Below are 20,074 nucleotides of genomic sequence, written 5' to 3'. Positions count from 1 at the left end.
GAAATGGAGACGGGGGCCCGTTCATGGAGACGCTCGGGCACCGCGCGATCGGCGTCGTGTACCACCCCCATAGGAGCGCGACAATCTATGTGGAAAAAACTTCACTAATAATGAACAAAAGTCACTATAGAAAAGCGGTTTTGCTTGCATAGTACAGCATAGTAAAGTCTTTTCTCTATTAGTGAACAATGTTCACTTTATAGTGAACATTGTTCACTAATCGTTGAAATGACGTGGAGCGAGATGGATTTAGCGAAAAGAATACGCTATTAGCGCATTCTTTTCGCTAATGGCTAAAGCAAGCACAAAGAACAGAACCCGACATGGGAGATGGCGACACCTCGAACCCGGTAACGGGAAATCATTTGTGCGTCGACCGCCTCCACCGGAGATACATAATCACTTTAATCTCCCCGGCTCTAATTCCCCGCAGCTTGCGTGGAACTAACTCGATGTGGAGAGATACCCCGCAGCTTGCTGCGGGGAGCTTTATATATGATATACTAAATAATTATTTAAAGCCTATTGTACATCATATATGACGTAATATATAATAATAAATGTATAATATACCGAGGGGGTGACAGGATTGCGTGTGGCCGTCAACGGCACGGGCCGGATCGGCAGAATGGTGATGCGAAAGCTGCTTTCCGACGACTCCGAGACGTTGGAATTAGCCGCGGTCAATTCTACCGTGTCCGCCGACCAGTTGGCTCATTTGTTGAAATACGATTCCGTCCATCGAACCTGGGATCGTAATGCGGAGAGCGGCGGCGATGCGCTCGTCGTGGACGGGCGGCGGATTCCGCTGCTGTCCCACCGCGCGATCGACAGGCTCGATTGGAGCCGGTACGGAGTGGAACTGGTCATTGACGCGACCGGGAAATTCAACAGCCGCACCGACGCGGCCGCGCATTTGCAGTCGGGAGCGCAGCGCGTGCTCATTACCGCCCCCGGCAAGGACATGGACGCAACCGTCGTGATGGGCGTTAATGACGGCCGGTACGATCCTTCGCGCCACCGGCTGCTGTCGGCCGCCTCCTGCACGACGAAGTGCCTGGCGCCGGTGCTGCACATTCTGGATCGGGCTTTCGGGGTAAAAAGCGGCTGGATGACCGCGGTGCATGCGTACACCAGCGACCAGAACCATCTGGACAACCCCCACAAGGATTTAAGGAGAGCCAGAGCCTGTACGGCATCGATCATTCCGACCTCCACGGGCGTCGGCAAGGCGCTGGCGGAGGTGCTGCCTCATCTGGCCTCCTGCGTGCAAGGCATTTCGGTACGGGTGCCTACACAGAACGTATCGCTGCTTGACCTTCAGGCGGAAGTGAGCCGTCCGGTGGAGGCCGATGAGGTAAGAGACGCATTCCGGCAGGCGTGCGCGGGGCCGATCGGGCGCTATGTCGGCTATAACGAGCTGCCTCTCGTATCGTCGGATTACATCGGGAACGACAAGTCTTCCACCATCGACGGATTGAGCGTCATGGTCCGCAGCAATCAGATCAAGCTGCTCGCCTGGTATGACAACGAATGGGCGTATGCAAGCCGGGTCGTCGATTTTGCCGCCCATATCGCGAATATTGAAATGGCCATCATAGGGGGAATAAGAGCATGACGCACAAGTATGTATACGGCTTTGCCGAAGGAAACGCCGACATGAGGACGCTGCTCGGCGGCAAGGGCGCGAATCTGGCGGAGATGACGGGCGCGAATTTGCCGGTGCCGCCGGGCTTTACGATCACGACCGAAGCCTGCCATGGCTATTTCCGGACCGGCAGCCGCATTACGGCCGAGCTTGAGCGGCAATACACGGCGGCCATGGATCTGCTGGAGCGGCAAACGGGGCGGTCCTTCGGCAATCCGGATAAGCCGCTGCTCGTATCGGTCCGCTCCGGCTCGGTCGCCTCGATGCCGGGCATGATGGACACGATTCTGAATCTGGGCCTGAACGATGCGACGGTGCTCGGATTGGCCAAGCTGACCGGGAACGGCAGGTTCGCTTACGACTGCTACCGCCGGCTGGTGCAAATGTTCGGCAGTGTGGTGCTGGGGATCGACGGATCGGAATTTGAAACGCGGCTTCACCGGCTTAAGGTTCGTTTGAACGTTGTGGAGGACGGCGACGTTACGGCGGAGGGCTGGCAGTCGCTGATCGAGGATTTCAAGGACTGCATCGGGCGCCGCGCGGGCCGCGAGTTCCCGCAGAACGTCCGCGACCAGCTGCGCATGGCGGTCGAGGCCGTATTCAAATCCTGGCACAATCCGCGCGCCCGCGTGTACCGCAAGCTGAACCGGATTCCGGATTCGCAGGGGACGGCGGTCAATGTGCAAAGCATGGTGTTCGGCAACATGGGAGAAGATTGCGGCACCGGCGTGCTGTTCACGCGAAACCCGGCGAACGGCGAGGATATGCTTTTCGGCGAATATCTGGTCAATGCCCAAGGCGAGGATGTGGTGGCGGGAATCCGTACGCCGCTTCCGATCGAAGCGCTGAAGCATTCGATGCCCGCCGTATTCGAACAGCTGGCAACGGCGGCGAAGCAGCTCGAACGGCAATACAAGGACATGCAGGATATCGAATTCACGGTGCAGAACAACCGTCTGTATTTGCTCCAGACCCGCAGCGGCAAGCGGAACGCCCAGGCGGCGCTCAAAATTGCCGTCGATCTGGTGAAGGAGAACGTGCTGACGAAGCGGGAAGCCTTGATGCGCATCGAGGTCTCGCATCTGGATCAGCTGCTTCACCGCGGATTGAAGGAGGAAGCGGTGCGGTCCGTGCTGGCGTCCGGGCTTGCCGCGTCGCCCGGAGCCGCGGTCGGCCAGATCGTTTTCCACCCGGAGAAGGCGGTGGAATGGAGCAAGCAGGGGAAGCGCGTCATTCTGGCCAGACCGGAGACGACTCCCGAGGACATCCAGGGGCTGATTGCGGCTGAAGGCATTCTGACGAGCAGAGGCGGACTGACCAGCCATGCGGCAGTCGTCGCGCGCGGGATGGGCAAGCCCTGCGTATGCGGCTGCGAGGCGCTGCGGATCAATCTCGGGGCGCAGACGATGGAGGCCGGAGCGGCGGTGATCCGCGAAGGCGACTGGATCACGCTCGACGGGGCGACCGGACGCGTCATGGCCGGTGAAATTCCGGTGAGCGAGGCCGTCATGACCGACGAGCTGCGACAAATGCTGGCTTGGGCGGATGAGCTGCGGACGCTCAAGGTGTACGCCAACGCGGACAATCCGCAGGATGCGGAGAGCGCCCGGCGGTTCGGCGCGCAGGGCATCGGGCTGTGCCGGACCGAGCATATGTTTTTCTCGCCGCAGCGGCTGCCGATCGTGCGGGAGATGATTCTCGCGGACACCCTCGAGGCGCGCAGGGCTTCGCTTGCCAAGCTGCTGCCGATGCAAGAGGCCGACTTCCAGGATATGTTCGCCGTCATGGCCGGCCTGCCCGTTACGATCCGGCTGCTGGATCCGCCGCTGCACGAGTTTCTGCCGAATCTGGAGGAGCTGCAGCAGAAGCTGGTCCGCATGACCTATCAGGGGGAAGGAACGGCCGACGAGCAGGCCGAGTTGAAACGGATGATCCGCCGGGTGCGCGGCCTGCATGAGGCGAACCCGATGCTGGGACAGCGCGGCTGTCGGCTCGGAATCGTCTACCCCGAAATCTACGATATGCAGGCCGAGGCCGTCTTCCGGGCGGTTTCCGCCTGCATGGACAAAGGCATCGACGTGCAGCCTGAAGTCATGATACCGCTGGTCGGCCACGCCAGCGAGCTGAAGCTGCTGCGGGAGATGGTCGACCGGATCGCGGAGCAGGTGCTCGGCAAGCACAAAAGCCGGGAATGCCGCTACAAGGTCGGCACGATGATCGAGGTGCCGCGCGCCGCCCTGACCGCCGATCAAATCGCCGCGCATTCCGACTTTTTCTCGTTCGGGACCAACGATTTGACGCAGATGACGCTGGGCTACAGCCGCGACGACGCGGAGAACAAATTTATGGCGCATTACATGGACCGGGAGCTGCTGCCGAGCAATCCGTTCCAGGTGCTGGATACCGAGGGAGTGGGCCGCCTGATCGACATGGCCGTGTCCCAGGGGCGCGCCGTCAAATCGCAGTTGAAAACGGGCGTCTGCGGCGAGCACGGCGGCGACGGGGAGTCGATCGCTTTCTGCCACCGGGCCGGGTTGGACTACGTCAGCTGCTCGCCGTACCGCATTCCGCTCGCCCGTATCGCCGCCGCGCAGGCGGCCGAGTGTCCTTACAGCCATCCGCCCGCGAACCGGGCATGTCCGATATGAATAGGATAGGAATACAACGGCAGAGAAGGAATTCCCGCCGCCGCTCCGAACAAGTAGAGTACGGGAGGGCTGCAACGATTGCGGAACGGAAGGGAGGCGCCGCATATGAACGGCATCGGAGCGGTCATATTGGCCGCGGGACAGGCGCGGAGATTCGGCGGAGGCAAGCAGCTCGCCCCGCTCTCGGGCAAGCCGTTGTTTCTTTATCCCGTTGAACTGGCCGTCCGCACGGGATTGAGCCGGATCGTGCTGGTTGCAAATGATCGCACCGCCGCCGGGATGTCCGCGTATATCGCGGACAAACCGGTCAAGCTTGTCCTGAACGCGGATGCGGAGCAGGGAATGTCCACCTCGCTCAGGGCGGGCATACGAGCGGTGAAGGAGCATACGCGCGCCGCGTTCGTGTTTCTGGCGGATCAGCCGTTCGTTCCGGACGAAGCGGTGCCGAGGCTGATCGAGCGCTACGACGACGGATACGGCAAAGGCATCCGTATCGTTAGAGCGTCATACGCCGGGAGGCCGGGGCATCCGGTCTTGTTCGACAGGGACATGTATGCGCTGATCGACGGCCTGCAGGGAGACGAAGGAGCGCGCAGCGTGTTGGAGGCGCACAGGGCAAGCACGGCGACGGTGGATTTTGCGGCGGCGGAATGGAATGAGGACATCGACACCGTTGAAGACTATCATCGTGCCGAGCGGTATTGCAAGAAAAGGAACGACAGGCGCCAGCCATAAACAATCGAGGGGGAGACAATCCATGTCGATATCAACGACGATCGTGATCCGGATGGAAATCCAGAAATCGGTCGCAACGTTCGGGGAAGTGGCTGCCGCGATCGGCTCGGCCGGCGGCGATATTGTGGCGATCGACGTCATCCGCTCCGGCAAGGAGGCGACGACGCGCGACGTGACCGTCCATGTGCAGGAAACGGCCAATGAGGAAATCGTCAAGGTGTTGAAAGACATGCCGGGCATTCGCGTGATCAACGTGTCCGACCGCACCTTTCTCGTTCACCTGGGCGGCAAAATCGAAGTAACCCCCAAGCTTCCGATCAAGAACCGGGAAGACTTGTCGCAGGTGTATACGCCGGGGGTGGCCCGCGTCAGCATGGCGATCCGCAACGATCCGGGCAAGGCGTATTCGCTCACGATGAAAAGGAACACGGTGGCCGTCGTCACGGACGGAACCGCCGTACTCGGCCTCGGCGACATCGGACCGGAAGCGGCGATGCCGGTGATGGAGGGCAAAGCGATGCTGTTCAAGCAGCTGGCGGGCATCGATGCGTTTCCGATCTGTTTGAACACGAAAGACCCGGACGATATTGTCAAAATCGTGAAAGCGATCTCCCCCGGTTTCGGCGGGATCAACCTGGAGGACATCGCCTCTCCCCGCTGCTTCGAGATCGAGCGCAGACTCATCGATGAGCTGGATATTCCGGTGTTCCACGACGATCAGCACGGGACCGCGGTCGTGGCGTTGGCCGGGCTGCTCAATGCCCTTCGCGTCGTCGATAAGCAGCTTGAATCCGCGAGAATCGTCGTGGTCGGCATCGGCGCCGCCGGCGTTTCCATCTGCAACATGCTGCTGGCGGCGGGTGCGAAGCATATCTATGCGGTTGATCGCGAAGGCGTCATAAGGCGCGGCGTGTCCTACCGCAATCCGGAATGGGAGCGGCTCGCGGCCGTCACGAATCCGGATGGGATCGAAGGCTCGCTCACTGAAGCGATTCGCGGAGCCGATGTGTTTATCGGGGTGTCGGGACCCGGCGTGCTGAAGGTGGAGCATCTGCAGAGCATGGCGCCGGACAGCATCGTCTTCGCGATGGCCAATCCGAATCCGGAGATCGAGCCGGATGTGGCCGAGCGGTACGTCCGGGTGCTGGCGACGGGGCGCAGCGATTACCCGAACCAGATCAACAATGTGCTGTGCTTTCCGGGCATTTTCCGCGGCGCGCTGGATTGCCGCGCGGCCACGATCACTTCGGCGATGAAAGTGGCGGCGGCCAAGGCGATCGCGGCGGTCGTGCAGCCGGACGAGCTGAACGAGCAGTACATCATCCCGAGCATATTCAACGACAAAGTGGTCGAGCTTGTCCGGAAGGCCGTTATCGAGACGGCGATCAGGACCGGGGAAGCGAGGCGGATACCGCCGGATTTCATGGAGCGGTCCGAGCACGTTAGCCGGTAGCAAATGAAAACCCGACTTGCGTTCATCTGAACGCCGGCCGGGTTTCACTCTAACAGAAAATTTAACTTCGCTGTTTAGCGCGTTCTCGTTGTTCGAGATCATCTCCCGGAAGCGTGCCGCTTCACGTCCTTGGTGGCAAGAAGGGTAATGATCGTTATACACCCGAAAAGGAGGCTGCGGTATGGCGGAAATGCAGACGGAGATGCTTCATAAAGTTCTCGATGGATGCGGAATTCGCCGTCATTTCAGCTTTTTTCCTTCGGCCAGCATTTCGACGGCGCGGGCGATCCGCTTCGTCCTCGTCTCCGGCTTTTTCGCCGACTCGATCCACGTGACATATTCCTTTCGGTGCGAGTAGGAAAGGCCGTCAAACGTCCGGGCGGCCGCCTCGTCGGTCTCCAGCTCCGCCTGCAAATCCTGCGGAACGTCCACCTCGCGCTTGTCCGTGTCCAGCTCCATCGTCACGGCAACCGAGTCGCCCGCCGTCACCCCGGCCGCTTCCCGCAGCTCCTGCTTGACGACCATATAATGGCTTCCGTCCCCGTGCGGCATAATCGAGCCCCTGTAAGGGACGCCGTTCACGGTTCCCTTCACTTTGACCTGGGTCTTGCTGCCGAACGCCTCTTCGGCGCGGAAGGGCACGTTAAGATACGTCCAAGTGCCCGTGCCCTCCGGCCTGATCAGCACCGCTTCAAACGTATGCATCGCCATCACATCATTCTCCTTTGCGAAAAGGTTTCAGAAACGGCTTCGGGATGTCGGTTTCGAACCGCATCACCGTTTGATTCGCCGGATGGACAAAAGCCAATACGCGGGCATGGAGGCCCAGCCGGCCGATCTCCTTCGTTTTGGAGCCGTATTTCTTGTCGCCTGCAATCGGGTGGCCGATATCCTGCATGTGGACGCGGATTTGATTTTTCCGTCCGGTCTCGAGATGGATCTCGAGCAGCGAAAAGCCGTTGCCGGACTGAAGCGTCCGGTAATGGGTGACGGCGTACTGGCCGTCGTTCGGGTAGCGGCTGGAGTACATTTTCAGCGTGCTGCTCTCCTTCAGCCAGGAAGTGATCGTGCCCTCCGGTTTCTTCACCTGCCCTTCGACGAGCGCCACGTAGATCCGTTCCTTCACCGCTTCCTGCCAGTTGTTCTGCAGGCTTTGCTGGATTCGCCCGCTTCTCGCGAACAGCATGACGCCCGACGTGTCCCGGTCCAGGCGGTGCACGACGAATATCCGGTTTCGTGGATCCTGGGCCCGTACATGGGCCATAAGCTGCCGATAGGCGGTCGCTTCGTTGTCCTGCCCCCGGCCCGATGAGATGGAGAGCAGGCCGGCCTCCTTCAGAATGACGATGATGTCCTCGTCCTCGTGGAGGATGGACATGCCGGCGAACGGCGCCTGCCCGGCCGCTTTCTCCTTATTCACCGTCACCGTATCCCCAGGCTTCAGCGGATGATTGTACGCCGTGACGGGTTTCCCGCCCACGGACACTTGTCCGCGCGCGAGGATCGCTTTTACGGAGTTGCGTCCCAGGCGGGATAATTTGGCCAGCAGAAAAGGCAGCAGCTCCGCCGGCTCGTCCGCCGTAAACCCCCGGGCGTTTGGCTGTTCGCCCGCCGGTTTGGCCGGCTTATGATGACGCTTGTCCTGTCGTTTGTCCTGTCGTTTGTTCATGCTCAGATCTCCGTTTCCGGCTTTTTGGTTTCACTATAGCACGATGCCGGAACGACCGCCATGCGGGAGAGCGGTTTTGCCGTCGGAATCGGCGTGTAAGAAAGGTTGAAGCGGGAAAAAGGGTGCTTCCCGTCCGACTGCGCGGAAGCAGCCGTTAATTGCCATAGACAACGGCTTATGCGGGTGTTACGATGAGGAATGGGAAAAACAGGAGAATGTCTGGGGGAAGCGGGAACCGTATGAAAACATCCGTGACAAATAAGATTGCAGCGCTGCTTGCGGCAGCAATCATCGCCGTTCCGGCGCAGGCGGCATCGGCGGCGCAGGCGGAGGCGGCACAGACCCCGGCGAAGCAGCCGGGGATCCGGGTCTATGTGGACGGCAAGCAGCTTGCTTTCAAACCGGCGCCGGTTGAGAGGAACGGGACGATACTCGTGCCGATGAGGCCGATTTTCGATGCGCTTGAGGCGCCCGTCGCTTGGCAGCAGCAGACGAAGACCGTTTTCGCCCGGAAGGGCTCCCGGACCATTGCGCTTAAGCTCGGCTCCAAACAGGCGGTCGTGAGCGGCAAGGCGGTCAAGCTGAGCGCGCCTCCGCAGGTGATCGGGGGCGCGACGATGGTGCCGCTCCGTTTCGTGAGCGAGGCGCTTGACGCCGATACGGTGTGGGAAAGCACAACGAAATCCGTCCGGATCGCCTCCGTCGAATACCGGCTGGAGCAGGAGATCGAGCGGCTGGGCAGCGGGCAGGCGGTGAAGAAAAAGCTGTCCGCGGCGGAAATCGTTGCCCGGGTTGACGATTATGTGGGAATGATCACCACGGATTACGGCCAAGGCAGCGGGATCGTGCTGTCCGACCGTTGGTTGCTGACCAACTATCATGTCATCAACGGAGCCAAGGAGGGCCAGGTGCAGCTGGGCAACGGCGTCTCGGTGCCGATTCAGGGCGTGGTCGAAGGCGATCCTGAGCAGGACCTTGCGATATTGCAGACGAAGGAGCCGATGCCCGGGTTCGAGGACGGCGGAGGCGTCGCCTTCGGCGACGGCTATTCCGTGCGCAAAGGCGATCGCGTCTACGCGATCGGCAGTCCGCTCGGCATCCGCAATACGGTGTCGGAAGGACTGATCAGCAACATTACGTTCGAGGGAGGCGCGCGCGTCTTCCAGACGAACGCGCAGATCGACCACGGCAGCTCCGGCGGGGGACTGTTCAACGAATACGGCGAACTGATCGGCATTACGACCTCCGGCGTGGAGGACACGAAAGCCGACCTGAACTTCGCGGTGGCCGTATCGGGTATTGAAGGCTGGCTCCAGGATTTGCGGGAGAACCCCGTCGAGGCCGGAAAGATCCGCTTTCCGGAGTCGGCGCTGCCGGATAGCCTGAAGGACGCCGCCGACGAAGATATACGCAAGCTGATGGAGGACAATTACGGCGAGCTGCAGACGTCCCAAGGCTTGGCAACGTTCGACAAATGGGCCGTTACGCGCGACGCGAAGGGGTGGATCGTCATCAGCGCGGTCATCGACCCGGCGTTCTACATGCTGTATGGCGATAAGGCCTCGAACGAGCTGAGAGAGTGGGCGCTGAACATCGGATCGGAGCTGCGCCGCATGCTGCCGGACGAGCGGATTCAGTTCCTCGTGTCTTATGAGCAGACGTTCAACGATGAGCCCCGCGGGTTCGCGGACGGCGAAACGACGGATCTGGGCGGCGGCAAGTGGCGGCTGCGCTATGACGTGATCGACCTGCAAATTCTCGACCGGATGCATATCCGTGTCCGAAGCTGAATGAGGAAGAGCGGTGCCCGCGCGGCGGGGCTGCTCTTCTTTTTTGCGCGTCGATTCGGTACAATAGTAGGGGTTAAGACCAAGCCGCGCTAAAGCTGCGGAATGTTATAGAAAGCAAAGAGGGAAAAGCTATGAAAGTCGTTCTGGCGACGTTGAACGCCAAATATATACACACGTCGCTGGCGCTTCGCTGCCTGAAGGCCTACAGCGGGCGCGATTTCGACATCGACATTGCGGAATATACGATCAAGGACCCGGCGATGAACATCGTCGCCGACCTGTTCGCGCGCCGTCCGCACGTCGTCGGCTTCTCCTGCTACATCTGGAACATCGAGGAGACGATCACCGTCATCGGGATGCTGCGCAAAATCATGCCGGAGCTGCGGATCGTGCTCGGCGGCCCGGAGGTAAGCTATGATACGGAATATTGGATGGAGCGGCTGCCGGAGGTCGATTTCATCGTCGTCGGCGAAGGCGAGGAGACGTTCCATCATCTGCTGGCGGAAATCGCCGGGGAGGGCAAATACCATCTTGTGTTCGGCGCCGCTTACCGCAAGCATAGGGCGGACCGCACGCCTGAGATCGTTGTGATGCCGGGGCGGCCGAAGCTGGATCTGGCCAAGCTGCCGTCGCCGCACCGTTTTCCGGAGGATGTGAAATCGCTCGGCAGCCGCGTCGTATACTTCGAGACGAGCCGGGGCTGCCCGTTCAGCTGCCAGTTCTGCTTGTCCAGCATCGAGGTCGGCGTCCGCTACTTCGATATCGAGCGGACGAAGGCCGACCTGCTGTACCTGATCGACTCGGGCGCCAAGCTGATCAAGTTCGTCGACCGGACGTTCAACATCAAGCGCGATTACGCGCTCGAGATGTTCCGTTTTCTGATCGAGAACCACCGCGGCGCCGTGTTCCAGTTCGAGATTACGGCCGACATCATGCGTCCCGAGGTGCTCGATTATTTGGCGGAGCACGCGCCCCCGGGCATTTTCCGCTTCGAGATCGGGGTGCAGTCGACGAACGATAGGACGAACGAGGCGGTGCAGCGGCGCCAGAACTTCGCCAAGCTGACGCGCACGGTGACGAAGGTGAAGGAGAGCGGCAAAATCGACCAGCATCTCGATCTGATCGCCGGGCTGCCGCACGAGGACTACAACAGCTTCCGCAGAACGTTCAACGATGTGTTCGCGCTGCGTCCCGAGGAGCTGCAGCTCGGTTTTCTGAAAATGCTGCGGGGCACGGGCATGCGGCAGGATGCCGGCAAGCACGGCTACATTTTCATGGACCGCGCCCCGTATGAAATACTCGGCAACGATTTGCTGCCTTTCTCCGATATCGTGCGGATCAAGCGGGTGGAGGATGTGCTGGAGAAATACTGGAACGCGCACCGGATGGACCGGACGCTGCTCTATTTGGTGGAGAATGCGTTTCCATCGCCGTTTGACTTCTTCCAGCAGTTCGGCGATTATTGGGAGGAACGGGGCTGGCAGAAAATCGGGCATCAGCTGGAGGATCTGTTCTCCCGGCTGTGGGCGTTTCTGCGCGAGCGGGGCGCCGCTGCGGCGGAAGCGGGGACGCTGGATCTCGAGGTGGCGTTCGGGCTGATGAAAGTCGACTTTTTCCTCGGCCATCACTACAAGCCGCGCAAGGCCTGGTGGCCGTTCCTGATGGACAAGCGGGAGCTGGGCGGCTGGATGCGGAGGCTGGCCGAACGTCCGCAGAATGTATCGGAAGCTTTTGCGGCGCTCGCGCCGGCGGAGAAGGAGCTGCACAAGCATGCGGTGCTTGAGCGGCTGTCGTTCGATCTCGACGCTTATTTGCGCGAGGGCGTGGTGCGCAAGGATACCGACACGCTGCTGGTCGTACTCTACACGCCGGACGCGGAGCGGAAAGCGACGCCGTACACGCTGCGGATCGCCAAAAGCGAAACCCCCGAAATGCTGCAAGCCTGAATGTAAGGACTTATTTCATGATTGTATTGTTCCCATTCGAGGAGGAACCGGACAAACTATGGTCTATCAAGCTGCTGATTCGCGTTATGCAACGATGAAGTACAACCGCACGGGCCGTTCGGGTCTGCTGCTGCCGGCTATTTCGCTTGGACTGTGGCATAATTTCGGCGGAGTGGATGTCTATGAGAACGGACTGGCGATGCTGCGGCGCGCCTTCGATCTGGGCATTACGCACTTCGATCTGGCCAACAATTACGGACCGCCGGCCGGCTCGGCGGAGACGATGTTCGGGCGCGTGCTCAAGAGCGATTTCGCACCGTACCGCGATGAGATGATCATCTCGACCAAGGCAGGCTATTACATGTGGGAAGGGCCATACGGCGAGTGGGGCTCGAAGAAATATCTCGTATCCAGTCTCGACCAGAGCCTCAAGCGGATGGGCCCTGACTACGTCGATATTTTCTATCACCATCGTCCGGACCCGAACACGCCTCTGGAGGAAACGATCGGGGCGCTGGATTTGATCGTGCGCCAGGGCAAGGCGCTGTACGTCGGCGTCTCCAATTACAAGGCGGAGGAGATGGCGCGCGCGATCGAGATCGCGAACGGGCTCGGCACGCCGCTGCTCATTCACCAGCCTTCATACAGCATGCTCAACCGCTGGATTGAGGACGGCCTGCAGGATGTGCTGGAGAAGAACGGCGTCGGCAGCATCGTGTTCAGTCCGCTGGCGCAGGGGATGCTGTCGGATAAATATTTGAACGGGATTCCGAAGGATTCCCGCGCCGGCGGCGCAAGCGTGTTCCTCAGCGAGAAGAACCTCATGCCGGAGCTGGTGGATAAGCTTCGCAAGCTGAACGAGGTCGCGGCACGGCGCGGCCAATCGCTCGCCCAGATGGCGCTTGCCTGGGTGCTGCGCGGCGGCCGGGTGACCTCGGCGTTGATCGGCGCCAGCCGCGTCAGCCAGGTGGAGGACAGCGTCGCGGCGCTGAACAACCTCGAGTTCTCGCCGGAGGAGCTGGCGGATATCGAGGCGATCCTGCAAGGCTAAGCGGTTGGCGGGTTTTATTGCGGGAGAAATTTTGTATGCAGTAACGCATTGACAACGTTATTTGCCGACTACGGGGCGGCTGTCTATTGACAGCCGTCTTTTGTTTGGTTTGACGTGACGGACTGATGCGGGAGGAGACGCCGAGGGAGGGAAAAACCCGGTGTCAGGCGGAAACTAAGAGGAGGCAGAAGCTGAGAGCGGGAAAAACCCTGTCTCACGCGTCGCCAAGCCTCATTATCTGTCGGTAGGGCTGTTGAGGGCGGGAAAAACCGTGTCTCACTGAGGTAACGGTGGGTCAGTGAGCTATCCCGGGTGGCTGCAGGAGCGACATCCATGCATTCGGGAGGCAGCGGCGCGTTTTACTTTACCGGTACCCGGGGCTACAATGGGAGGAGCGATGTTGGATGCGGAGGGAGAAGGACAATGAAGCGGAATTTGAAGCTGGGCGTGCTTGACCAATCGCCGATTCCGCGGGGGATGACGGCTTCCTGGGCGCTGCGCGGCACGATTGAGCTGGCGCAGAAAAGGAGCGGCTCGGGATATACCCGCTTCTGGGTATCCGAGCACCACGATTCGCCGGGACTGGCGGGCAGCGCTCCGGAGATGATGGTTGCGGCGATTGCGGTTTTCATATATTTTATTAACGTGTATAATGAAAGTAGCTAACGAAAATTACACATACCGATGCGCAAACGTACGAGGTGTGATTCCGGTGAACCCAGCAGGCGGCATCGACATCTATCTGCTGGCCGGGGTGAGAACCTGGCCCAGCTTCCTTCAACCGTTCGGGAGCCGGCTGACTGAGCGCTTCCAGCAGGAAGGATGCCGGGATGCGACCGTGCGTATCGTATATCCGTATGGCGATTACACGCGCGGGCTGCTGCGGCAAATCCGCGAGGTGAAGCGGGACTTGTCCGGCCGCAAGCCGGGAGGCGCATGGATCGGCGGCATGGCCGCTGCGCACGCCGTGCGGCTCGGTTCCGCCGCAAACCGAAGCGTGCTGCTGATCGGGCACAGCGGCGGCGGGGTGGCGGCCTGCCACGCGGCGCGTCTGCTGCTTCGGGAAGGCGCGGTCGCCCATTGCCGCGTGGTCCAAATCGGCTCGCCGAAGGTCAGGATACACCCTGACATGCGCGGCCTGGTCGGTTACTTCTATGCGGTGGACGCCCGGGGGCGGCGCAGCGACACCGTGACCCGGCTCGGCGGCTGGGGAGGCTTTCGCCTCACCGCCGGCGGGTGGCCTGTCTTGGATCGCCGCCTGCATGCGCCCGGACACATCGGAACGATCCGGATCGTCGGCGGGCATCCCGATTATTTTCGAACAGATCCGCCGTTCATGCTCGGTCGGGAATCCAACCTGCAGCGGACGCTCGACGCCGTTTGGAATTGGGTGTGGAAATCCATTGGAGAGGATGATTCGCCATGATTATCGTAGATCCGTCGGAATCGCGTTTTCGCACCGAGCTGGATTGGCTCAGCAGCCGGCTCAGCTTCTCGTTCGCCGACCATTACGACCCGCAGCGCGAGGGGTTCGGGCCGTTGAAAGTCTTCAACAACGATACGATCAAAGGAAACCACGGGTTCGGGGCCCATCCGCACCGGGAGATGGAGATCGTAAGCGTGGTGCTGGCGGGACAACTGAAGCATGAGGACAGCCTGGGGAACACAGCGGTGACCGGCTTCGGCGGCGTGCAGCGGATGAGCGCGGGAACGGGCATCATCCACTCCGAGGTGAACCCGGCGGATGAGGATTGTACCCTTGTGCAAATCTGGATTACGCCCGCCGACACAGAACGCGAGCCTTCCTATGAGACGTCCCATTACGATCCGGCCGCCCTGAACGGGCGGCTGCTTCCGATCGTCTCTCCCGGAGGGGGAGAAGGCGTTTCCTCCATCGGGCAGGATGCGACGATCTACATGTCCAGGCTGAGCGGAGGCGAAGCGGTGACGTTTCGTCAAGCGAAGGGCCGCCGCAGCTTTCTGTTCCTTTTCGACGGCGGGCTGGCGGTGAACGGCGGGCATCAGCTGACGAAGCAGGGGGACGCCATACGCGCGGAAAATGAGCAGGAGCTCGAACTGCTTGCCCGGGACGGCGGCGCTTTTTTTCTGCTGATCGACCTTCCGTAACGAAAGCGACGTTAGGAGCGTGGCCTGGATGGCGAATCAAATTAAACCGAACGAGCATCATAAACTGTTGATCAAAACCGTCTACGGCCGGCTGCTGCTCGACAGCGACAAGCACGGGGCGGAATTCAGCCTGGAAGGCGGGGAGGGGCGGTGGACGGTCGCCGTGTCCCGCGTCGAGCCGGCCGTTATGCGGGAGATCGAACGGCTGGCCGAAGAGTTGAACCTGTTCTTTTTCATCGAGCGTCCCGGCGGCGATCCGCCGATCCGCAAGTGGTGGTTGTACGGCAAACACAAGCATCCGCGCCTTATGAAGGACGCGGATGCGGGGAGGATGACGATCGAAGTCGACGCGCGCGTGGAATACGCGAATGACCGGGTCATGCTGTAAGCAGGGGAAGCGATCAGGGCGGGACGGAGCGATCAGGACGTCCGGGCAACACGCGCGGCAAGAGCGGCGAGAGCGGCGAGAGCGGCGAGAGCGGCAGGAACGTCAATAGCCGCGGTCGTAATCAACGAGATTAAGCAGGGCATGCGTCTCGCCGTTTAAATAAAGCGGAAGGTTGGCGAGGAAAATCGACGCCACCCGCTCTTTGACGCCGGCGGTCGAGCCCCCGGTGTGCGGCGTAAGGATGACGTTGTCGAGCGACCAGAGCGGATGGCCCTCCGGCAGCGGCTCCTGCTCGAACACGTCCAGGCCCGCGCCGGCGATCGAACCGCTCCGAAGCGCTTCAACGAGCGCATCCGTGCGGACGGTCTCGCCCCGGCCGACGTTGATGAAATAGGCGGAGCTTCGCATGGCGGCGAACCGTCCTTCATCGAACAGGCGGCGGGTTTCGTCCGTGAGCGGCAGCACGTTAATGACGTAGTCGGCCTGCGCGAGCGCCTCGTCCAGCCGATCGGTCGCCAGCATCCGGTCGAAGGAAGGGACGGTCTCGCCGGAGCGGCGCACGCCGATCGTCGTCATGGAGAATGCCCGGGCAATACGAGCGATCTCTTGGCCGATCTTGCCGGCCCCGACGATCACGGCCGTCTTGCCATGCATTTCCGGCAGGACGCCCGAACGGTCCCACCGTCCTTCCGTCTGGCTGCGCACCGCCCGGTGGATGCCGCGGGTCAGGCCGAGCATGAAGGCGAACACCGTTTCGGACATCGGCGCGGGATGCACGCCGCTCGCCCCGGTGAGAAGCGCCCCCTTGGCGGCCAGCCGATCGAGGGGCAGGGAGTCGACGCCGGCCGACCACGTCTGCACCCAGCGCAGCTTGGAATCCGGGCCCAGGCATTCGCGTGCGGCGTCGCCGTTCCAGCCGCAAACGATTTCCGCCTCCTTGTACAAGGCGGTTTCAATCTCGCCGGTGCGGCCGAACACCACGCGCCAGCCGGGCGCGGCCTTGCGGACCGCTTCTTCCTGCTCCCGCGCAAAGCCGTGCAAACAGATCATCGTACGCATCGTAAGATCCTCCGTGTATCGGTTTTGGTTTCATTATAGCAGTATAGCAGGGTTAACTACAGAAAGGATGACAAGCGAATGAGCACAATGGACAAACCATTTTCGTACAAAGGGCTGCAGCTGAAAAACCGGATCGTCATGGCGCCGATGTGCCAATACTCAGCAGTGGGAGAGGACGGCATGCCGACCGAATGGCATTATGTGCATTATGTGTCCCGCGCCGTGGGCGGAACGGGGCTTATCGTCGTCGAGATGACGGATGTGGAGCCGGTCGGGCGCATTACGAACCGCTGTCTCGGCCTGTGGTCGGACGCGCATGTGCCGGTCTACCGCCGGATTATCAAGGAGGCGCAGAAGTACGGCGCGAAGGTTGCGATCCAGATCGCCCACGCCGGCCGCAAGGCGGAGGACGAAGCGGTGCCGGTCGGGCCGATGGCCGTTGCCTTCGATGAGAATTACAATACGCCGCATGCGCTGACGACCGAAGAAGTGAAGGGAATCGTGCGCAAATTTGCCGATGCGGCCCGCCGCGCCGTTGAAGCGGGTGTCGACACGATTGAAATCCATGGCGCGCACGGTTACCTGATCCATCAGTTCCATTCGCCCTATTCCAATCAGCGGGACGATGAATACGGCCGCGACAAGGCGCTTTTCGGCGTGGAGGTCATTCGCGCGGTGAAGGCGCAGCTGCCGGAAAATATGCCGCTCCTGATGCGCATGTCCGCTGTGGAATACGCCGACGGCGGCTACGATCTCGATTACGCGCTCGAAATCGCCAAGCGGTATAAGGAAGCGGGCGTCGACATTTTCCACGTTTCGTCCGGGGGGGACGGCGCGCCGGGGCGGCGCAAGCCGGGCAACTATCCGGGCTTCCAGGTGCCTTTCGCCCGCGCCTTCAAGGATGCGCTCGGCGTGCCGGCCATAGCCGTGGGCATGCTGGAGGATCCGCAGGTGGCGGCGAAGGTGCTGGAGAACGGGGACGCCGACCTGGTCGCCGTTGCGAGAGGCATGCTGCGCGATCCTTACTGGGCGACGCGGGCGATCAAGGAAACGGGCGGCAGCCCGCGCGAGGTTGCGCCCGCGGCTTATCAACGGGCGTATTAAATGACGGGTGCGCCTTGTCCGAAAACGTGATACACTACGGATAGATTCGATGAAAGACGGGGTGATCGCATGACGGAACACAATCGCGCGGATGCGGGGCAAACGGATCAAACCAATGCCGAGCCGAAAAAAATTTCCCTCGCCGAGGCGGTCAAGCAAAAGCTCGCGCAGAAGAAGCAGGCGCAAGCCGCAGGCGGCAAGCAGTCGTTTCACGCTAACGGCGGCGGCCCGACGATGAAGCATCAGAACAACGCCAAGAAAGTCAATACGACGCGTAAAAAGCTGGGCGGCTAAGCACGGGCAAGCCGTCTGCGACGCGGACAAGATCGAACACGGAGAATCCGGCTGCTTGGCCGGGTTCTCTTTCGCTTTTCGCGCATGCGCCGGCTAGCGAGTGGTAATTCCTCTACGCCTGTATATTCGGATTGAGTCCCTTAATTATTTCCTGCAATAGCATTATCAGTCAAGTGAGGATCCCATACATTGTTTATAGTCGGCCCATTCACTGCATTAACTAAATTCCCTGTACTCCCTCCCGGCCCGGAAACACTTTTGGAGGCGCTTTTCGGCGAAATGTTTAATGTATCTCCGAAGTTGACCGTTCCTGAATTGCTGTTTATATTGATGCTTCCAACTATAGACGGCAAGGGAATCCCCTCCTCTAAAACTATCCCGACTGCTAGTCAGATGGCCGTTCTCTCAACAGGTGGCGGATAGCTTTACTTCGTGATTCGGCTTTTGTCATTTGGCTTGATCCAAGATGGGCAATACTGCAGCCTAAAACCCTGAAAATATTGATTTTTTGTACTTGAATAACAGGTGATTCGTTAATTCTAGTCATCGTGATGTTTTCCGTAACGACAGGCTGCAATAACGGCCGCAAAAAAATGGAATAGTCCTTTAAATTGAATTCATGGTCGAAAAAAACCGCTTTTTCGCGTTGTACAAGAACGCCATGAGTTACAGGCGCAAATTTTACGGTATCCCCGATTTCAATGCTTGAAGTAGTGTCGGTAAACGTGTTGCTGATCTGTCCGACGGATGAAATTCTACTGTTCAATTTCCAGCCCCTCCTTTACTCTTCAATTGTTTCTGTTGGAGGCGCCAAGGGAATCGTAACACCGACAATCAAATTTTCAGGCGGAGTCTCATAGGCCGAGGACAAAGAAATCGTTTTGATATCTCCCACCATAAAGCTGGATGAGCCCCCTAAAGAAAAAATGTCAATGCTGCTGACGGAAATTTCACCATTGATTACGTTATATTCCATCGAACTATTGATTCCCCTTTGAAGGTAAATGCTTTACAAATGTTTCGAACGTTTGTTCGATATCCCGCTTTATATTTTCAACGATCTGCCACTCCATTTGCGTTAATTGTTCGGGCTCCACTTGTTCCGGCTTGAACTGGTTTAAATAATAACGGATGCGCCCGTCAATCTGTTTTTTGACATCTTCTACAATAAATTTCCGGTACGGATCATCCAACGTGTAATCGTATTTATTTTCACAAATCCTCAGCGTTGCATAGGCATCATGATGTAAATACCCCGTGATTTGTTCTTGAATACGTTTATAAAGTTCAGGGTACTCCTTTTCAACCGTTTCTACATTCATCGATTGTTCAACGGCAAATTCTTCGATGGAAGAATCCTTTCCGTCCGGTTTGATTCCAATGTTTAAGGTCCCTGACAATGTTTCCACTTTTAATAAATCAAATTTGTATTCATTCCTTATTACAGTTGGTTGGGCGCTTTTTTCTTTCAACTGATTAACTTCCTTAACGAGCTGCTGAATGAATCCGTTCATTTCCTTGATTTGTTGATTTTGGGAATGCAAGCACCCATTTAGTTGTTGTAAATAACAGAGCAATTCCGGGCTCATATACATGAAGATCAACTCCACTCCAATAAAATTTGATACCCGAGACGCAAAAACGAGTTTGTGTCGATAAACTTATCACCCGGAAATTAATTTAACGAGTCGGCGCCGCAGTCGATACGATTAGAGGTATCATGAACGGTTGAGGTCCTACCGCAGGGGCCGGCTCTGTAAAGCCTCCCGTATTAAAAAACTGCGATAACGATTTGATCACCCCCGCACTGCCAATCTGAAAAACCGAAGAATTTGATATCCCGTCAATTTTCAGCGTATGGATGACAATATTTTGGTGAACGAATAAATTCAACATTACTCCCTCCTAGCATTGTGGATGCATATTCCGGCGCGAAAACGGTCTCTTCATAAGCATCGTCACCATATATATTGATCACGCTGGATGCATTATTGACATTTACATTTTGTCCGGAAGTGAAAGATCCGCTGCCGGCAAGTATTCGCAAAAACTGGGCCGGTGCAATGGTATGGACATCGCCAATATTAAACATGAATTCGGAATGTGGATAACTCAAATATTAAGCCCCAGGCTATGCCTGGGAGAACTGAACAGGAAGAGCC

General features: G+C 59.1%; 22 protein-coding genes. 13 read left to right on the top strand and 9 right to left on the bottom strand.

The features are described from left to right. The first annotated feature begins 589 nt into the window (after positions 1–589). The 4 genes from gap (at position 590) to RWM61_RS17190 (ending at position 6,484) form a co-directional block, all read left to right on the top strand. Positions 590–1,618, top strand: coding sequence for a type I glyceraldehyde-3-phosphate dehydrogenase (gene gap, locus RWM61_RS17205; protein WP_314003058.1), 1,029 nt, complete (start codon positions 590–592; stop codon positions 1,616–1,618). After that, a complete protein-coding gene (ppdK, locus tag RWM61_RS17200; RefSeq protein ID WP_314003056.1) occupies positions 1,615–4,296 on the top strand; it encodes a pyruvate, phosphate dikinase in 2,682 nt (893 codons plus the stop codon). Before gap ends, ppdK begins: the two co-directional genes overlap by 4 nt. Positions 4,297–4,401: 105 nt before the next feature. Further along, complete coding sequence (locus tag RWM61_RS17195) at positions 4,402–5,031, top strand: nucleotidyltransferase family protein (RefSeq protein ID WP_314003054.1); 630 nt, start codon at positions 4,402–4,404, stop codon at positions 5,029–5,031. A 22-nt stretch (positions 5,032–5,053) separates the two neighbouring features. Further along, complete coding sequence (locus RWM61_RS17190) at positions 5,054–6,484, top strand: NAD-dependent malic enzyme (protein ID WP_314003052.1); 1,431 nt, start codon at positions 5,054–5,056, stop codon at positions 6,482–6,484. A 240-nt stretch (positions 6,485–6,724) separates the two neighbouring features. Here RWM61_RS17190 and RWM61_RS17185 read toward each other — a convergent pair whose 3' ends face one another. Together RWM61_RS17185 and RWM61_RS17180 are read right to left on the bottom strand one after the other, a co-directional pair. Then, a complete protein-coding gene (locus RWM61_RS17185) occupies positions 6,725–7,195 on the bottom strand; it encodes a YdeI/OmpD-associated family protein (RefSeq protein WP_314003050.1) in 471 nt (156 codons plus the stop codon). A gap of 4 nt (positions 7,196–7,199) precedes the next feature. Next, the gene (locus RWM61_RS17180) at positions 7,200–8,153 is read right to left on the bottom strand and encodes an RluA family pseudouridine synthase (RefSeq protein WP_314003048.1); all 954 of its coding nucleotides are present in this window, start codon (positions 8,151–8,153) and stop codon (positions 7,200–7,202) included. 239 nt (positions 8,154–8,392) lie between these two features. Between RWM61_RS17180 and RWM61_RS17175 the strand changes: the two genes are divergently transcribed. The 7 genes from RWM61_RS17175 to RWM61_RS17145 all read left to right on the top strand — a co-directional run bounded on the left by RWM61_RS17175 (position 8,393) and on the right by RWM61_RS17145 (position 15,455). Then, on the top strand, positions 8,393–9,943 hold the full coding sequence (locus RWM61_RS17175; protein WP_314003046.1) for a stalk domain-containing protein: 1,551 nt from the start codon (positions 8,393–8,395) through the stop codon (positions 9,941–9,943). A gap of 131 nt (positions 9,944–10,074) precedes the next feature. Continuing rightward, complete coding sequence (locus tag RWM61_RS17170) at positions 10,075–11,889, top strand: B12-binding domain-containing radical SAM protein (protein WP_314003045.1); 1,815 nt, start codon at positions 10,075–10,077, stop codon at positions 11,887–11,889. Between the two features lie 58 nt (positions 11,890–11,947). Next, positions 11,948–12,940, top strand: a complete 993-nt coding sequence (gene mgrA / locus RWM61_RS17165) for an L-glyceraldehyde 3-phosphate reductase (protein WP_314003043.1) — start codon at positions 11,948–11,950, stop codon at positions 12,938–12,940. 423 nt (positions 12,941–13,363) lie between these two features. Then, entirely contained in the window at positions 13,364–13,606 is a 243-nt protein-coding gene (locus tag RWM61_RS17160) for a hypothetical protein (protein WP_314003041.1), read from the top strand. Between the two features lie 46 nt (positions 13,607–13,652). Continuing rightward, positions 13,653–14,366, top strand: coding sequence for a hypothetical protein (locus tag RWM61_RS17155; RefSeq protein ID WP_314003039.1), 714 nt, complete (start codon positions 13,653–13,655; stop codon positions 14,364–14,366). Next, the gene (locus tag RWM61_RS17150; protein ID WP_314003037.1) at positions 14,363–15,067 is read left to right on the top strand and encodes a pirin family protein; all 705 of its coding nucleotides are present in this window, start codon (positions 14,363–14,365) and stop codon (positions 15,065–15,067) included. Before RWM61_RS17155 ends, RWM61_RS17150 begins: the two co-directional genes overlap by 4 nt. Before the next feature lie 28 nt (positions 15,068–15,095). Further along, positions 15,096–15,455, top strand: coding sequence for a hypothetical protein (locus RWM61_RS17145; RefSeq protein ID WP_314003035.1), 360 nt, complete (start codon positions 15,096–15,098; stop codon positions 15,453–15,455). A 102-nt stretch (positions 15,456–15,557) separates the two neighbouring features. Here RWM61_RS17145 and RWM61_RS17140 read toward each other — a convergent pair whose 3' ends face one another. Beyond that, positions 15,558–16,514, bottom strand: a complete 957-nt coding sequence (locus tag RWM61_RS17140) for a D-2-hydroxyacid dehydrogenase (RefSeq protein WP_314003033.1) — start codon at positions 16,512–16,514, stop codon at positions 15,558–15,560. Positions 16,515–16,592: 78 nt separating this feature from the next. Here RWM61_RS17140 and RWM61_RS17135 point away from each other — a divergent pair, with 78 nt between their 5' ends. Both RWM61_RS17135 and RWM61_RS17130 read left to right on the top strand, forming a co-directional pair. Next, complete coding sequence (locus RWM61_RS17135; RefSeq protein ID WP_314003031.1) at positions 16,593–17,618, top strand: NADH:flavin oxidoreductase/NADH oxidase; 1,026 nt, start codon at positions 16,593–16,595, stop codon at positions 17,616–17,618. A 69-nt stretch (positions 17,619–17,687) separates the two neighbouring features. Beyond that, positions 17,688–17,912, top strand: a complete 225-nt coding sequence (locus RWM61_RS17130; RefSeq protein WP_314003029.1) for a hypothetical protein — start codon at positions 17,688–17,690, stop codon at positions 17,910–17,912. Between the two features lie 140 nt (positions 17,913–18,052). Here RWM61_RS17130 and RWM61_RS17125 read toward each other — a convergent pair whose 3' ends face one another. From RWM61_RS17125 to RWM61_RS17100, 6 genes are all read right to left on the bottom strand, one after another. After that, positions 18,053–18,265, bottom strand: a complete 213-nt coding sequence (locus RWM61_RS17125) for a spore germination protein (protein ID WP_314003027.1) — start codon at positions 18,263–18,265, stop codon at positions 18,053–18,055. A 32-nt stretch (positions 18,266–18,297) separates the two neighbouring features. After that, on the bottom strand, positions 18,298–18,678 hold the full coding sequence (locus RWM61_RS17120) for a spore germination protein GerPE (protein WP_314003025.1): 381 nt from the start codon (positions 18,676–18,678) through the stop codon (positions 18,298–18,300). 15 nt (positions 18,679–18,693) lie between these two features. After that, positions 18,694–18,888 carry a spore gernimation protein GerPD gene (locus RWM61_RS17115; RefSeq protein ID WP_314003023.1) on the bottom strand — a complete coding sequence of 65 codons (195 nt, stop codon included), beginning with the start codon at positions 18,886–18,888 and terminating at the stop codon, positions 18,694–18,696. A 4-nt stretch (positions 18,889–18,892) separates the two neighbouring features. After that, positions 18,893–19,507 (bottom strand): spore germination protein GerPC, encoded by a 615-nt coding sequence (gene gerPC / locus RWM61_RS17110; RefSeq protein WP_314003021.1) that lies wholly within the window; start codon positions 19,505–19,507, stop codon positions 18,893–18,895. A gap of 85 nt (positions 19,508–19,592) precedes the next feature. Then, positions 19,593–19,805, bottom strand: a complete 213-nt coding sequence (locus RWM61_RS17105; RefSeq protein WP_314003019.1) for a spore germination protein GerPB — start codon at positions 19,803–19,805, stop codon at positions 19,593–19,595. After that, positions 19,756–20,028, bottom strand: a complete 273-nt coding sequence (locus RWM61_RS17100) for a spore germination protein (protein ID WP_314003017.1) — start codon at positions 20,026–20,028, stop codon at positions 19,756–19,758. Before RWM61_RS17100 ends, RWM61_RS17105 begins: the two co-directional genes overlap by 50 nt. Positions 20,029–20,074: the final 46 nt, after the last annotated feature.

This window comes from uncultured Paenibacillus sp., assembly GCF_963515335.1.
Taxonomy (GTDB): Bacteria; Bacillota; Bacilli; order Paenibacillales; family Paenibacillaceae; genus Paenibacillus_I.
The sequence above is the reverse complement of the archived record's forward strand: the minus strand, read 5'-3'. Positions and strand labels throughout refer to the sequence as shown.